The 14985-nt window shown below is 41.1% G+C and carries 15 protein-coding genes; 7 read left to right on the forward strand and 8 right to left on the reverse strand.

Annotated elements, in window-relative coordinates:
• Positions 1–43: 43 nt before the first annotated feature.
• Positions 44–1378 carry an oxygen-independent coproporphyrinogen III oxidase gene (gene hemN, locus H3299_RS03785; RefSeq protein ID WP_182419628.1) on the forward strand — a complete coding sequence of 445 codons (1335 nt, stop codon included), beginning with the start codon at positions 44–46 and terminating at the stop codon, positions 1376–1378.
• A 117-nt stretch (positions 1379–1495) separates the two neighbouring features.
• Here hemN and H3299_RS03790 read toward each other — a convergent pair whose 3' ends face one another.
• From H3299_RS03790 to H3299_RS03815, 6 genes are all read right to left on the reverse strand, one after another.
• Positions 1496–2269, reverse strand: a complete 774-nt coding sequence (locus H3299_RS03790; RefSeq protein WP_182418987.1) for a hypothetical protein — start codon at positions 2267–2269, stop codon at positions 1496–1498.
• A 96-nt stretch (positions 2270–2365) separates the two neighbouring features.
• Positions 2366–3142 (reverse strand): hypothetical protein, encoded by a 777-nt coding sequence (locus H3299_RS03795; protein WP_182418988.1) that lies wholly within the window; start codon positions 3140–3142, stop codon positions 2366–2368.
• A 42-nt stretch (positions 3143–3184) separates the two neighbouring features.
• Positions 3185–3430, reverse strand: coding sequence for a hypothetical protein (locus tag H3299_RS03800; protein WP_182418989.1), 246 nt, complete (start codon positions 3428–3430; stop codon positions 3185–3187).
• A gap of 189 nt (positions 3431–3619) precedes the next feature.
• Positions 3620–4387 carry an N-acetylmuramoyl-L-alanine amidase gene (locus H3299_RS03805; RefSeq protein WP_182418990.1) on the reverse strand — a complete coding sequence of 256 codons (768 nt, stop codon included), beginning with the start codon at positions 4385–4387 and terminating at the stop codon, positions 3620–3622.
• The gene (locus tag H3299_RS03810; RefSeq protein ID WP_246708135.1) at positions 4384–5109 is read right to left on the reverse strand and encodes a DnaJ family molecular chaperone; all 726 of its coding nucleotides are present in this window, start codon (positions 5107–5109) and stop codon (positions 4384–4386) included. Before H3299_RS03810 ends, H3299_RS03805 begins: the two co-directional genes overlap by 4 nt.
• Positions 5106–5462: a hypothetical protein gene (locus H3299_RS03815; protein ID WP_182418991.1), complete on the reverse strand. Its 357-nt coding sequence runs from the start codon at positions 5460–5462 to the stop codon at positions 5106–5108. Before H3299_RS03815 ends, H3299_RS03810 begins: the two co-directional genes overlap by 4 nt.
• A gap of 327 nt (positions 5463–5789) precedes the next feature.
• On the opposite strand from H3299_RS03815, the gene H3299_RS03820 reads away from it, so the two are divergent.
• From H3299_RS03820 to H3299_RS03830, 3 genes are all read left to right on the forward strand, one after another.
• Complete coding sequence (locus tag H3299_RS03820; RefSeq protein ID WP_371739831.1) at positions 5790–6527, forward strand: GH25 family lysozyme; 738 nt, start codon at positions 5790–5792, stop codon at positions 6525–6527.
• A 45-nt stretch (positions 6528–6572) separates the two neighbouring features.
• Positions 6573–7085 (forward strand): ClbS/DfsB family four-helix bundle protein, encoded by a 513-nt coding sequence (locus H3299_RS03825; RefSeq protein ID WP_182418993.1) that lies wholly within the window; start codon positions 6573–6575, stop codon positions 7083–7085.
• A 389-nt stretch (positions 7086–7474) separates the two neighbouring features.
• A complete protein-coding gene (locus H3299_RS03830) occupies positions 7475–8701 on the forward strand; it encodes a lytic murein transglycosylase (protein ID WP_182418994.1) in 1227 nt (408 codons plus the stop codon).
• A 64-nt stretch (positions 8702–8765) separates the two neighbouring features.
• Here the strand turns inward: H3299_RS03830 and H3299_RS03835 are convergent, their stop codons facing one another.
• Positions 8766–10046, reverse strand: coding sequence for a glycerate kinase (locus H3299_RS03835; RefSeq protein WP_182418995.1), 1281 nt, complete (start codon positions 10044–10046; stop codon positions 8766–8768).
• Between the two features lie 106 nt (positions 10047–10152).
• Positions 10153–10761: a glutathione transferase GstA gene (gene gstA, locus H3299_RS03840; protein ID WP_182418996.1), complete on the reverse strand. Its 609-nt coding sequence runs from the start codon at positions 10759–10761 to the stop codon at positions 10153–10155.
• A 427-nt stretch (positions 10762–11188) separates the two neighbouring features.
• Between gstA and dusB the strand changes: the two genes are divergently transcribed.
• From dusB to ntrC, 3 genes are read left to right on the forward strand one after another with little or no spacing between them, the layout of a single operon-like run.
• Entirely contained in the window at positions 11189–12187 is a 999-nt protein-coding gene (gene dusB / locus H3299_RS03845) for a tRNA dihydrouridine synthase DusB (RefSeq protein ID WP_182418997.1), read from the forward strand.
• Positions 12187–13356: a nitrogen regulation protein NR(II) gene (locus H3299_RS03850; protein ID WP_182418998.1), complete on the forward strand. Its 1170-nt coding sequence runs from the start codon at positions 12187–12189 to the stop codon at positions 13354–13356. Before dusB ends, H3299_RS03850 begins: the two co-directional genes overlap by 1 nt.
• On the forward strand, positions 13353–14813 hold the full coding sequence (gene ntrC / locus H3299_RS03855; protein WP_182418999.1) for a nitrogen regulation protein NR(I): 1461 nt from the start codon (positions 13353–13355) through the stop codon (positions 14811–14813). Before H3299_RS03850 ends, ntrC begins: the two co-directional genes overlap by 4 nt.
• Positions 14814–14985 lie beyond the last annotated feature (172 nt).

Genomic DNA, 14985 nt, shown 5'->3' on the forward strand with positions numbered 1-14985 from the left:
GTAATGATAGAGATAGATAAAGATTTGGAAAGTTAAATTGGCGATGAATAAGGAAACTTTGCTGCATTATGCAATCCAAGCGGTACCTCGCTATACCTCCTATCCAACAGCGGCAGATTTTGTTGCTGTCGGCGATGGCGAGCGAAAGCAGTGGCTTGGTGAAATTGCCAATGGCGAAGCTGTTTCTGTTTATATCCATGTTCCATATTGTACTGAGTTATGCCACTATTGTGGTTGCTTTACCAAGGCAATTCGCCGTGAAAATATTATTCAGGATTATGCGGATACCTTAGTAAAGGATATCCATTTACAAGCAGGTTATTTAAAAGGTCGGCCAAAGCTTGTTCATTTGCATTGGGGCGGCGGCACTCCTTCAATTCTATCAGCTGCAAGTTTTAAAAAAGTTATGGCTGCATTAAGACAAGTTTTTGACTTTGATAAAGATGCCGAGCATGCGATAGAGCTTGATCCACGTACTGTCACGCCGCAATTGGCAAGTCTTATGGCCTCTATTGGCGTTAATCGCGCGAGCCTTGGGGTACAAGATATTAATCCTGATGTGCAAAAGTTGATTGGCCGTATTCAGCCAGTTGAAGATGTTGAAAACGCGGTTAAAAACTTGCGTAATGTTGGCATTATGCGGATTAATTTTGATTTGATTTATGGTTTACCATTACAAACCAAAGCGTCGTTGGAAGAAACGTGCCGCGTGGTGGGGGCGCTTGAGCCTAACCGTATTGCCTGTTATGGTTATGCCCATTTACCGAAAAGGCGTGCTAATCAACGGCTTATTGATGCAGCAACATTGCCGGGTGCTTTTGAGCGATTTGAGCAGGCAGAAGTTGTAGCAAATACCTTGGATAGTCTTGGCTATGTAGCAATCGGTATAGATCATTACGCTAAGCCTGATGATCCGATGACAATTGCCATGAAGGAAGATCGCTTACATCGTAACTTCCAAGGCTACACCGATGATAATTGTCCAACACTCATTGGTTTTGGCGTTTCATCGATTTCAGAATTCCATAATGGTTATGCGCAAACTATTGCTGATATTGGTCAATATCGCCGCGCAATCGATGAAGGCACGATGGCAACCAAGCGTGGTATTGGTCTTGATGATGAGGATCGTTTACGTGCCAATTTGATCCGTGAAATCATGTGCCGTTTCAAGATTGATCTTGCCGATTATGGTGGCATTGAACATTTCCAGCGTGAAATGAATAATATGGCATCACTCGTCAAAGATAATATTGTAACCATTGATGGTTCAATCATTTCCATTACCGAGGAAGGATTGCCATTTGTACGCACACTTGCGGCTTTGTTTGATACATATCGCTCATATGGGCAGGGGCAGTTCTCCGCAGCCGTTTAAATTTTTTGATTTTGAGAGTTTATAACGCGCTTGGCAATGTGCTTGGCGCGTTTCTTTATTATGAATGGCTTTGATTCTACAGCCAACATATCTGTGTTAGTCCTCATCATTTAAATATTAGGTATCAATATCCTTAAGGTATTCACTAAAATCTTCATTGATGTCGTCCATGCTTAACAGTTCATGTGGCTTTAATTTTGTCCATTTTATTTTGGTTGTTACCTTATCGGTGGCTTCATCAAGAATAGGGTCAATAATTAGCGTTTCGATTGTTGTCTTTTTTTTATTTGTAATAAAATTATAGCTTTCTTCGGTTGTTGTTCCGGTAGTTCTTTGGGTGGAGGAATAGTCATAACCAACGAGATTAAAATCACCATTTTGCCAACGAAATCTATATACGTAGAAACCCATTTGACTGCCAAAAAAGCCAATGCGAATATTTAATGTACCATTTTTTGCTGTAACACCACCATAAACAATGCCATGAAATGGATCAACGACTTCGTCATTAATTATAACCGATTGCGGTATGAAATCTGTATCTTGCTTGACAAGACGCCAAAATTTACCTTGCTTGAAAAGCACGATTAGCATTCTAGGATTTGCAACTTCAAATCTACCTGACATTTTTCCGTCGCTGGCTTGCCCAATGCTACGTAATACTAAAACCGTATCAAGTACGCCGTCATTATTGAGATCGTCTTGTTGAAGATATTCAACAATCCAAGAATTGGGTATAAAATCTTGTAATTTTTCACTTTTAATTGGTAATTGGGGAAATTCAAAATAATCGCCAGTGTCATCTGATTGTGCATTTGCTGCAAAAATGTTGAAAAAAATTGTAAATATGATGCTTAATTTCAGCGGGTATTTAAAAGCTCTTTTCAACATAATATATCCGCTCCGTCTTGATCTATTATTGAATATCCAATGTAAGCTCAAAGGCATATAGTATATTTGTAAGGTCATGTAAGTTTAGCTGGAAAATTACTGAGCTATTGCTTTAAGATATTCATCAATATCGCCGCTCATAATCTCATCAAGTTTTAGCAACTTATGCGGCTTTAACTTTTGCCAATCTGAGCTAGTCTCAATGCTATCATCATCTAATGGTGTTTCGATTTTGGTGTTTTGGCGGTTGGTTGAAAAATTGTAGCTGCTGGTTGTTTCAATCCCAGACGCTCGTCCACGTGAATAACTATCATAACCAATGAGATAAAAATCATTGTTTTGCCAGCGAAACGTATAGATTTTATAGATTAATTCGCTGCTAAAATAACCTAAGCGGATTAAGATGATACCTTTTGACGTTGTTACTCCGCCAGAAACGATACCGTTGAATGGATCTTGAATATAGCCATTATCATTTTCGGTTTTAGGGATGAAAGTGGTATTTTGTTTAATCAGCCGCCATTCTTTGCCTTCGCGGAACAAAATAATCAATATTCTAGGATTAGTATCTATTAGGGGTGAAGTATCATCACCAATATGGTTGATATTTTGGATATCTTGATTGCGGAGCACCATAACAGTATCTAGCTCGCCATCGCCATTTAGGTCTTCTTGTTGAAGAAATTCAACAATCCAGAAATCTGGAATGAAATCTTGTAATTTTTCACCCTTCAAAGGTAATTGGGGAAGTTCTATTGTGCTTGCATCTTGATTAGCCTTTTGCTTGGTAAAAGCGCATTGGCATGTTGCTGCAAAAAACACCAATAGGCAAAGAAATTTCAACAATAATCTTTGCCAATATTGATGTTTCACAGCTACCTCAATTGATGAGTTGAAAACAATTTACAAATATGATTACCGCACATAAAGCCCAACTGACATTGCAACGCATAAGACAGCTAAGACAATGAGACCAAGATAAATTTTGGGGCGATCAAACAATATCGCAAAAGCTGAAAACCAACCAACAATACCACCGCCAAGCGCGAAAAGAAAGCCTGCTTTACTGCCAACGGCAATATGTACAGCCATTAGGCCGCCAATGATTAACGCGCCAAATAGAATTAATAATGCGGTGGCGACTTTTTCATAATCATCCATGGTATTTCCTCTTTATCATGCCGCTTGCAAGGTCATATAGGTCTATTACAATAGTTCTACTCTATATCAATGCCGAACGAAAGATTTAAAATAGAGTGCTAACCTAATTTTCCTCGCATAAAAATATGCGGCAAATATGTCTTATCGATTTATGTTAAAAATAAATAGATTTAACTTGGTCGTAAAAATTTAACTAAGGCGTTCAAGCCGTTGGAGCAGGCGGTGTAATGTATCAATGGTGGAGGCATCCGCTACACCGTCAACAAGTGCTGGCCTAAAATGACGCTGGAATGCTTCGGTTACAATTTTAGTATTTTCATCAAAACTTCCAGTGATTTCTATAGGATAGCCATAAAGTGCCAGCATGGATTGAAATGCTTCAACTGGCCGACCGCTTTCACCTAGGCTCATAAACCTGCCGCCGCCAAGTGGGCTTGGCGAGACAAATTGGCCAATGCCATTGTCAGCAAGGTCTTTCCATGGAAATTTTTCGCCAGGGTCAATTTTGCGCTCTGGTGCAATGTCGCTATGGGCTAAGACATAGCGTGCGCCAACATTATGGCGATTTATGATGGATTGGCAAAGTTCAACAACTGCTTTGATTTGAAGCGAAGGAAAATCTGGAAAATTTCCAAGTGGTCCTTGATTGACAATTTCAATACCAATGGATTTTGAGTTAATATCATCTTGCCCTTGCCACATGCTTTTTCCAGCATGCCAAGCACGCTTTGATTCGGCAACCATTTGCACGATAGTTCCGTCTTCGCGTACCACATAATGACAAGAAACTTGTGAGGCAGGATCCTGTAACAGACTTTCGGCAGCTTCAGCATCATTCATGCCAGTATAATGCAAAATCAGAATATGCGGCTTAGTATTATCAGATCTTTCATTGAAATTAGGCGATGGGCGTAAAATTGCGCATTCAAAATCAGGTCTATCCAAAACTTCAGTCATGTTAATATCAATTCTTTTTTAATCAAAGCCCAAGCATTATTAATGCGGGCAAGTCGTTCATTAGCAATTGCAGAAAATTCAGGTGGCATGCCGCGTGCAGCCAGCTTATCGGGGTGATGCTCTTGCACAAGTTTATAATAATGCTTGCGCGCTTCAGCAAAGGGCATCTTGGGGTTAATACCTAAAACTGTCCACGGGTCTTGCGTGCCATTTACGGAATGATATGCGGTGATCGTTTCAAAACGGCTTGCAGTAATGCCAAATATTTCACTTACTTGGCGTAGAAAGTTCATTTCATCTTGATGAATGTAACCATCGGCTTTAGCTATATGGAATAGCCCATCAATAACATCTTCTAAAAGGCAGGATTCGCATTCGCTATCTTTGCAAAGATAAACAATGCGCTTGGCGTAATAATCGAAGCCAGCAATATCGCCCTTTGCCAGTGAGAAAAGACGTGCCACATGGTTTAAGTCTTTTTCTTCCACGCTAAAAATTTCGTAAAATGCCTTAACTTCATTATCGGTAACGATACCATCGGCTTTAGCCATTTTGGCTGAGAGAGCAATCATCGCTACCGAAAACGCTACTTGTCGGCGTTTTTCAGCATCCCCTTCAAAATAAGTGCGCACACTTTCAATCACCGTTGATAAAGCGTCGCTTGCATGTTGTAAAATGCTACCAAGCAATGACCAAATAGTGTTGGAATTATTATCGCTCACCCGCCAAGGCCTCCAGTGGTTTGTGCTGGATAAAAAGCTTTGCGTGCGCTTGTTGCTGCTGCCTCACCAGCCTTTTGTGCATTGTCATCGCTTTGGCCGGTGGCTTTGGCAGCTGCAACTGCATCTTGGCGTGCTTGCTCAATTGCTGATTCGCGCTCTGCATCACTCATGGTTGCAGGGGTTTTCGGCGGCTCTGGCAAATTTATCGGTGAGCCATCAGGTAAAGTTTCCCCTTGGGTTGGGATAAGGGGGGAGCCACCTAAAAATATTTTTTGCCCGATATAGGCACCAATACCCAATATCATAAACAAAATAAGGACAAGAATAACTCTTCCCCACCGAATTCTTTTCATTCCATCACCGCTATAAAAAAATATTTGTTAATATATGCCATTCTTTTACCTTTTTATGCAATGCTTAAAGGCACTTGTTCCAAAAAGGAAAGAATTCAAGTGGTCAAAACGAACAATTATTTTAAATTTACCAATTTGTTTACTTCAAAAGCACAGTCTATGACTAAAGCAAAATTATCTAATTGTGAAGCTGCTGCAAATCATGATTGTGCTAGAAGTAAAGTTTTTAGATGGAAAACATGGCTAAAACACGATTTTAAGCCTTTATCTATTTTTACTAAGATCGTGGCTTGCGGTGTTTTGCTTTTGCCGAGCGCCTGCGGTTCGATGTTTTCCGATCTTGGTGACTTGAAATCACAAAGCCAATTTAAAGGCGAGCATAGTGGAGCAGGCCCGCGTTTTGACGATAGTAACCCCCATGAATGGGCAGCACGTAAGCCATGGCATTATCCTATCCATGGTACTGACATTTCAAAATATCAGCGCGAAATAGATTGGAATGCGGTTAAGCGCGCTAATATTTCCTTTGTCTTTATTAAGGCAACTGAAGGTGGTGATAGGGTTGACGATAATTTTGCGATGAATTGGCAGCGTGCTAAAAATGTAGGTATGCCACGCGGTGCTTACCATTTTTATTATTTCTGCCGTCCAGCAAAAGACCAAGCACGTTGGTTTATTGCAAATGTTCCCAAGGATAAAAGCGCACTTCCACCAGTTCTTGATATGGAATGGAATGATAAATCACCGACTTGCAAGCTGCGCCCAGACCCTGAAACCGTGCGCCGTGAAATGAAGGTGTTTCTTGATATTGTTGAGCGCCATTATAATAAGCGCCCAGTTATCTATACAACGGTTGATTTTTTTGACGAAAATAATCTACGCTTGTTTAAAGCCTATCCCTTCTGGCTGCGTTCAGTTGCTGGCCATCCCGATGAGAAATACAGCGCCCATCCTTTCACTTTCTGGCAATATACCGGTACGGGTGTTATTCCTGGAATTGAAGGCAACGTCGATATTAACGTCTTTGCTGGCAATCGTGAGCAATGGGCAAAATGGATTAAATAAGTCAATGCAATAATTTCGATAAAGTGTTTTTGAAAGGAAATAGTAATGCCGCGTCCAACAGATAAAGCTAGTTTACAGCACCTTGCTGAACAAAACTATCAAAAGCTACACCACATGATAGATAGCCTATCGGCCGAGCAGCAATTAGGGCTATTTCCTTTTGATGATCGCGATAAAAATATTCGCGACGTGCTCATTCATTTATATGAGTGGCATCAATTATTGATACATTGGGTTGAAAATAATTTAGCGGGTCATGACGTCGCTTTCTTACCAGCGCCTTTTAATTGGAAAACTTATCCGCAAATGAATGTTGAATTTTGGCAAAAACATCAATCAACTCCACTTGAGACAGCGAGAGCTGATTTTGAAAAAAGCCATCATAAAGCAATGCAGCTTATTGAGCCGCTTAATGATGAGCAGTTATTTACCAAGAAATTTTACAAATTTACCGGATCAACCAATTTGGCTAGTTATATAATTTCCGCGACAAGTTCGCATTATGATTGGGCATTAAAGAAAATAGGTAAATATCGTAAAATGATAAATGTAAAATAAATGCTTTTACATAGCTTGTGTTTTAAAGGAAGGTAATAAATTTTTATATTTAAGCCACAGGCAATGTTCATAATGATTTTGTTTTGATTATTCTTGCTTGTCAATTTAACAGTTTGTTTTATTAGAATTATTACAAACATTATGGTGCGTAAAAATAGATCACTGGGGATAACTAAAGCTTGTGCAGATTCTAGCACTAAAATTAGCAAGTTCCTATTTAAGGGGCTTGCTATTTATCAAATATTTTTTATTTCCTTAGATAAAGTTCTATTTTATTTTGGCTATGATTAGGCTAAATAGTTTAAGTACTGTTTTGAAAAAATTATTATAATCGCCGACTTTAGTCGCAGTGTTTGATGAGGCTTGGTAAAAGAGCCAATAGGATAAAAATGCTTTTTAATAAGATATCTTTGATTGCTTTATCAGCTATGATGGGCTTTAGTTTCATTCAAAATGCGAATGCTCAAAATACTTCTGAGCAAGCGGCAAATGCAGCGCAAAGTTCAACTTGTGGCGGTAATTTAAAAGATTGGCTTGATGGTGTTGCTAAAGAGGCTAAGGCACAAGGGGTGAGTGATCATTCCATTCAAGAATTATATGATGCACAAATTGATGAAAAAGTATTGGGGCGCGATCGCTCACAAGCTATTTTCAATCTTACCTTTGCAGATTTTTCCAAGCGGGTTATTTCCGATAATCGCCTACAAAAAGGGCGCGAAAACCTTGTAAAATATAAAGCAATTTTTGATAAGGCGGAAGAAACTTATGGTGTTCCCGGTCCAGTAATTGCAGCGTTTTGGGGGTTGGAAACCGATTTTGGTGCGGTGCAGGGCAATTTTAATACTTTAAATTCCTTAGTGACATTGGCTCATGATTGCCGTCGTCCTGATTTATTCCGTCCACAAGTTATTGCTTTACTTAAGCTTTTTGATACCGGAGTTGTCGATTCAAAAACTCAAGGTGCTTGGGCAGGTGAAATCGGCCAGATGCAACTTTTGCCGAAAGATTATCTTGAGCGCGGTGTTGATGGTGATGGCGATGGCAAGGTAGATTTACGAAACAGCACTGCTGACGCTATTATGACTGCAGCGCGAATGATTAGTGAACTTGGTTGGAAACGTGGTCAGCCTTGGCTTGAAGAGGTGCGGGTTACTGGACAAAATGTGCCTTGGCAAGAAGCAACTCGCCAAAATCGCAAACCCCATTCGCAATGGGCAAATTGGGGCGTTTCTGGGGTGCAAGGACCACTTGGTGCAGATGATGGTGATGCGTCATTGGTGTTGCCAATGGGGCGCAAAGGACCAGCCTTCCTTTCCTATGATAATTTTGATGTTTTTGTTGAATGGAATAAATCCATCGTTTATGCCACAACGGTCGCTTATTTTGCTGCACGATTGAACGGTGCGCCAAGTTTCGATCTTGGCAATCCCGATGCTGGCCTATCAACGGATGATATGAAGGCATTGCAAGAAAAATTATTGGCTCGTGGCCATGAAATTGGCAAGATTGATGGTGTTTACGGTGCTTTAACCCGTGATGCTGTAAGAGCCGAGCAATTGCGCCTAAATATGCCAGCTGATGCTTGGCCAACCCAAGATTTGTTAGAAAAATTATAGTCGTTTAAGATAAAAACATCATGCGCCTTTTGGTGGCGCATGATGTTTGTTGTTTCTGACATTGCTATTTAATTAAGATAATTCGTAAATCATTGACATTGGTACCAGTTGGGCCGGGGACAAATAAATTGTCAATTGCGTTAAATGCTGACCATGCATTATGCTGTGCAAGGAATTTTGCACCATCAATGCCAGCTTTTTGCATGGCTGCAATGGTGTTAAAATCACAAAAAGCACCAGCATTATTTTCTGAGCCATCAATACCATCAGTATCTGCTGCAAAACCATAAATTCCCTCAATGTCTTTTATGGTTAAAGCAAGTGACAGCAAAAATTCGCTATTGCGGCCGCCTTTTGCACCTGCCTCAATATCACTTTGGCTAATGGTTACAGTTGTTTCACCGCCAGATAATAATATTGCCGGCTTTTGAAACGGTTGATTGAATAGAGCGATTTCTTTAGCGATGGCGCCATGCATTTTGGCAATTTCGCGCGCTTCTCCTTCTATCGCATCTGATAGGATATAGCTGCTAAAACCAGCATTTTCACAAAATTGCTTGGCAGCAAGCAGTGACTGACGGGCAGAAGCAATGACATGAACTTCGTTGCGTTGAAATGCTGGGTCATTGGGGAGGGGAGCATCTTCATCATCATTGGCAAAATAGGCGATGATATGGTCTGGCAATGCTATTTTATAATGAGAAATATAGGCGCGTGCCTGCTCTTTGCTAATATGATTTGCGACAGTTGGCCCTGATGACACAAAAGACGGTTCGTCACCTGGAATATCTGAAACAATTAGCGAAACCACCTTGGCAGGAGAGGCAGCTTTGGCAAGCCGTCCGCCCTTAATCTGGGAAAAATGTTTGCGTATGGCATTCATGGCGTCAATCGGTGCGCCGCTTGCCAGTAAAGCTTTGTTGAGTAAAATATCATCATTAAGTGACATGCCTAGCGGCGGTAAGGGTAGCAGAGCTGAACCTCCACCGCAAATAAGGGCAATGACAAGATCATTTTCATTAAGATTATTTACCCTGTCTAGCAGTTTTTGGGCGGCAATAAAACCATTTTCGTCCGGCACGGGGTGTGATGATTCAACTACGGTAATATTGTTGCATGGGGTCGCATAACCATAGCGGGTAACAACTAAACCCTCAACTTCGCCATTGCCGGCTTCGTGCCAAAGCTTTTCAAGAGCGGCAGCCATTTGCGCAACGCCTTTACCAGCGCCAATAATAATTGTTCTGCCTTGTGGTTTTTTAGGTAAATATTTTTTTAAAGCAAGATATGGATCTGCTGCAGCAACGGCTATGTTAAAAATGTCTTGAAAAAACTTTTTATGCATGACTCACCCCTCTATATATAAAAAGCCAGATAACCAATTAATATCTGTTATCTGGCTATTATAACGTGAAAGACGAATAATACGAATAATTTATTATATGTGATGATTATTGAAATTTTTGTTCGGCAGCGATCGCTTCAATTACCGCTGGACGTTGGCCAATACGCTGATGAAATGCTTGGATTGCAGGGAAAACCGATAGATCAAGCCCCAAATGTGGTGCCCAATTTAAAACGACAAAAAGATAAATATCAGCAAGAGAAAAAGTATTATTGGCTAAATATTGTGCTTTTTCTAACTCGATTTCAACGGTTTTTAAACGAGTTTGGATTTTTTCAAATGATTGCTTTTTGTATTCTTCTGGCGTAGCTGGATAAAAAAGTGGTCCAAAGCCTTTATGCAATTCAGTGCCGATGAAGTTAAGCCATTCTTGCACTTTTGCACGCTCAAACGTTCCACATGCAGGGGCAAGGTTTTTAGCTTGGCTATTATCATTTAAATATTGAGTAATCGCTGGACCTTCGGTAATAATGCGCCCATCATCCAATTCTAATGCTGGCACATAACCTTTGGGATTGATATCGATGTAATTGCGACCATCGGACGTTGCTTTGCTTGCTAAATCAACTTTGACCAAATCAAGCTTAATACCCAATTCACTGGCTACAATATGAGGAGATAGGGAACAAGCGAACGGGGAAAAATATAGTTTCATGATCATATTCCTTGATGTTGGTTTAGTTGAACTTTTAACAGTTATGAATATAGATGAAATTAATTAAGCCAGAAGATAGCTTAATATCGACAAATTGTTGCATTTTTATTGACAATGTCAAGATGCTAAACTTTTACCCATTGATAATCAATTCACTACATTTTTATCAACTAATCCAAGCCCTATATCGTGCTAAAATTGGTAAAATTGATTTTTAAATTATGATGATAGCGATCAAAAGCTTGGGCTTAGTATTTGCCCTATTGGTTGTTTGTTGAAAGTTTTATGTGGCTTTGCACAGAAAATCGGCGTGTTGTATGGTGTTATTAGAGCTTATTTAATTTAAATGAAATGATTTTTTGCCTCTTTATTGATCTTTTAAAAAAAATGGTTAAAACTTAGGCTTGAGGAAATCAGGAGTTTACCGGTGTCGCTACTAAATACCCCTTTCACAGTCGGTGATGTGACTATTCGCAATCGCGTTTTGGTTGCGCCTATGTCGGGTGTGTCTGATTTACCTTTTCGGTTGCGGGCTTGGCAAGCGGGAGCGGGTCTAGTTGTTTCTGAAATGGTGGCAAGTGGTGAATTGGTTAGCGCACGCAAAGAAAGTCATTTGCGATTATCATCAGATGGTATTGATCAACATGTTGTGCAATTAGCCGGCCGTGATCCCTCTTTTATGGCAGAGGCTGCTCGCATTGCCCAAAATGAAGGCGCCGACATTATTGATATTAATTTTGGCTGTCCTGCTAAAAAAGTGACAGGCGGCTATTGCGGCTCAGCTTTAATGCGAGAACCTGATTTTGCCTTGCAGCTTGTTGAGGCGGTTATTGGTGCGGTTGATGTACCGGTCACGGTTAAAATGCGTCTTGGTTGGGATGATGATAGTATTAATGCGCCCGAAATTGCACAACGCTGCGAAAATGTGGGCGTTGCAATGGTGAGCGTTCATGGGCGCACCAGAATGCAATTTTATAAAGGTAATGCCGATTGGCAGGCAATTAAAAAAGTGCGTGAGCGCATAAAGATACCACTGGTTGCTAATGGTGATGTTACGTGCGCAGAAGATGCGTTGAAGCTGATTGAGATTTCAGGGGCTGACGCTATCATGGTGGGGCGTGCTTGTTATGGGCAGCCTTGGCTTGCTGGACTTATGGTTGATGGTTATATGCCTGATGATATTGCAGCTTATGCAATCAGCCATTATGAAGATATGCTATCCTATTATGGAGTTTTTGCAGGTAAACGTCATGCCCGTAAACATCTTGATTGGTATATATCGCGCCATAGTGCAGGGCTTTATAGTGCCGAGGAGCGTATGGCGTTAGTTACCGAACTTGAGCCAGAAAAAGCAACTATTCTACTTGCGGATATTTTAGGACGTGCTCGTATAGATAGAAATGACAATAAGCAAAGGGTGGCGTAATGGATAATTCAAATTATGGGGCGCAAAATTTTCTCCAAAAAGATAATCTTGCTGCTTTGGTCTTGGATGCTGTTTCTCATCCTGTAGTAATGGTCGCCAGTGACGGATTGATTTGCTATGCCAATAACGATGCAGAGCAGTTTTTAAAAACAAGTGCAAGCACTTTAGCTAAAAGTCGTTTGGCGCAATTCTTACCCTTTGGTAGTCCACTTTTAACCTTGGTTGATCAAGTGCGGCAGACCAAAATTCCAATTACTGAATATCGGGTTGATATTTCTTCGCCCAAGCTTGGGCGCGATAAATTGGTTGACGTATTTGTGCATCCTGTATTTGAGCCGCAAGGGGCCGTGGTTATTCTATTTCAAGAAAAATCGCGAGCCGAAAAACTTGATAAGCAAATGACCCATCGCGGCGCTGCGCGTTCTGTCACCAGTCTTGCATCAATGCTTGCTCATGAAATTAAAAATCCATTATCAGGTATTCGTGGGGCAGCTCAATTGCTAGAAGCGGTGGTGGGCGATGAGGATCGCTCGCTTGCCCGTTTGATTCAAGACGAAACAGACCGTATTGTCGCGCTGGTTGATCGTATGGAGGTATTTTCCGATGATCGCCCCATTGAGCGTTTTCCGGTCAATATTCATCTTGTTTTAAGTCATGTAAAAGCCATTGCTAAAAGTGGCTTTGCGCGCAATATCCAAATTGTTGAGCATTATGACCCATCCTTGCCGCCGGTCTTTGCTAATCGTGATCAACTTATCCAGATTTTTTTAAATTTGGTCAAAAATGCTGCGGAAGCATTGCAAGGACGTGAAGATGGCGTAATTACACTTTCCACAGCCTATCGTACTGGTATTCGCTTAAAAGTGCAGGGACATAAGATTGCTTTACCGATGGAATTTTGCGTGGAAGATAATGGTCCTGGTGTATCTGAAGATATTATGCCACATCTTTTTGATCCTTTTATTACCAGTAAGGTGAATGGCTCCGGCCTTGGTCTTGCTCTGGTTGCTAAGGTGGTTAATGATCATGGCGGGGTAATTGAATGTGATTCAGAAGTTGGGCGCACGGTGTTTCGCATTTTAATGCCAATGTGGCGACCGCAAGACGCGCAAATTCAAAATGTAGAGGTCGAAGATGCGCAAGGTGTTAAGCAGGAGATTGGGATATGAGTAAGGGAACAATTCTAGTCGCTGATGATGATGCAGCTATTCGTACCGTATTAAATCAGGCCTTATCACGTGCTGGATATGATGTAAAAGTAAGCCCCAATGCTGCAACCCTTTGGCGGTGGATTGCTGCAGGAGAGGGGGATCTTGTTGTCACTGATGTTGTTATGCCTGATGAAAATGCTTTTGATTTTTTACCGCGTATCAAAAAAATCCGCCCCGAAATGCCAATTATTGTTATGAGTGCCCAAAATACCTTTATGACGGCTATAAAAGCATCAGAAGCAGGGGCTTATGATTATCTACCCAAGCCTTTTGACTTAAGTGAACTTATTGCTATTGTTGGCCGCGCTATGGCAGAGCCAAAAAAACAAGCTGATGCAGCAAAAAATGATGATGTGGGCGATACTATGCCATTGGTTGGGCGTTCACCAGCCATGCAAGATATTTATCGCATTCTTGCGCGTATGATGCAGACAGATCTTACCATTATGATTACTGGTGAATCTGGCACCGGTAAGGAATTAGTTGCACGTGCTTTGCACGAATATGGTCGCCGCAAAAAAGGTCCATTTGTTGCAATCAATATGGCGGCAATTCCAAAAGATCTGATTGAATCTGAACTTTTTGGCCATGAGAAAGGCGCATTTACAGGTGCACAAACCCGTTCAAGCGGTCGGTTTGAGCAAGCTGATGGCGGAACGCTTTTTTTGGACGAAATTGGTGATATGCCAATGGATGCGCAAACTCGCCTTTTACGTGTTTTACAGCAAGGCGAATATATGACAGTTGGTGGTCGTACGCCAATTAAAACCGATGTGCGTATTGTCGCTGCCACCAATAAGGATTTGCGTTTGTTAATTAATCAAGGGCTATTTCGCGAAGATCTTTATTATCGCTTGAATGTTGTTCCCTTGCGTTTGCCTGCCCTTCGTGAGCGGGCGGAAGATATTCCCGATCTTGTGCGGCATTTTTTCAAAAATGCGGCTGAAGATGGTTTGCCGGTTAAGTATATCACCAGCGAGGGATTGGACCTCATGCGCAGTTATAGCTGGCCGGGCAATGTAAGAGAGCTTGAAAATTTAGTGCGCCGTTTAGCCGCTTTATACCCCCAAGAAGCTATCAATGCCGATGTGATCGAAGCGGAGATAAAGCCTGATCGCCAAAAAGATGCTATGGTTGGCGCAGATAGCGCTGTGCTTGAAACAATATCAATTGCGCAAGCTGTCGAATTTAATATGCAACGCTATTTTGCCTCTTTTGGTAATGATTTGCCACCGGAAGGTGTTTACCATCGCGTATTGGCCGAGATGGAATATCCATTAATTTTGGCTTGCCTCACTGCAACGCGCGGTAATCAGATTAAAGCAGCTGAATTATTGGGGCTTAACCGTAATACTTTGCGCAAGAAAATACGGGATCTTGGTGTGAATATTTATCGCGGCATGAACGGCAATTAAAATAATCTAAATTTCTGCTAAATTAGTACAACTTGCATATTACGGGAGTTGTCTGTTTAAGTTTATGTTTTAATTAACTTTTTTGTGATGGTGCAATTGTGGGGAGGTTTCTAATTCATTTTAGCGCAAATATGTTGAAGTAATGCGAGCTGCAGGAGTTAAGATTTTTTCT

This window comes from Bartonella sp. HY038 (assembly GCF_014117425.1).
Lineage (GTDB): Bacteria > Pseudomonadota > Alphaproteobacteria > Rhizobiales > Rhizobiaceae > HY038.

Coding starts and splice junctions, on each gene's coding strand:
- hemN (WP_182419628.1), top strand. CDS start 44: ATGAATAAGGAAACTTTGCTGCATTATGCAATCCAAGCGGTACCTCGC.
- H3299_RS03790 (WP_182418987.1), bottom strand. CDS start 2,269: ATGTTGAAAAGAGCTTTTAAATACCCGCTGAAATTAAGCATCATATTT.
- H3299_RS03800 (WP_182418989.1), bottom strand. CDS start 3,430: ATGGATGATTATGAAAAAGTCGCCACCGCATTATTAATTCTATTTGGC.
- H3299_RS03805 (WP_182418990.1), bottom strand. CDS start 4,387: ATGACTGAAGTTTTGGATAGACCTGATTTTGAATGCGCAATTTTACGC.
- H3299_RS03815 (WP_182418991.1), bottom strand. CDS start 5,462: ATGAAAAGAATTCGGTGGGGAAGAGTTATTCTTGTCCTTATTTTGTTT.
- H3299_RS03820 (WP_371739831.1), top strand. CDS start 5,790: ATGTTTTCCGATCTTGGTGACTTGAAATCACAAAGCCAATTTAAAGGC.
- H3299_RS03825 (WP_182418993.1), top strand. CDS start 6,573: ATGCCGCGTCCAACAGATAAAGCTAGTTTACAGCACCTTGCTGAACAA.
- H3299_RS03830 (WP_182418994.1), top strand. CDS start 7,475: ATGCTTTTTAATAAGATATCTTTGATTGCTTTATCAGCTATGATGGGC.
- H3299_RS03835 (WP_182418995.1), bottom strand. CDS start 10,046: ATGCATAAAAAGTTTTTTCAAGACATTTTTAACATAGCCGTTGCTGCA.
- gstA (WP_182418996.1), bottom strand. CDS start 10,761: ATGAAACTATATTTTTCCCCGTTCGCTTGTTCCCTATCTCCTCATATT.
- H3299_RS03850 (WP_182418998.1), top strand. CDS start 12,187: ATGGATAATTCAAATTATGGGGCGCAAAATTTTCTCCAAAAAGATAAT.
- ntrC (WP_182418999.1), top strand. CDS start 13,353: ATGAGTAAGGGAACAATTCTAGTCGCTGATGATGATGCAGCTATTCGT.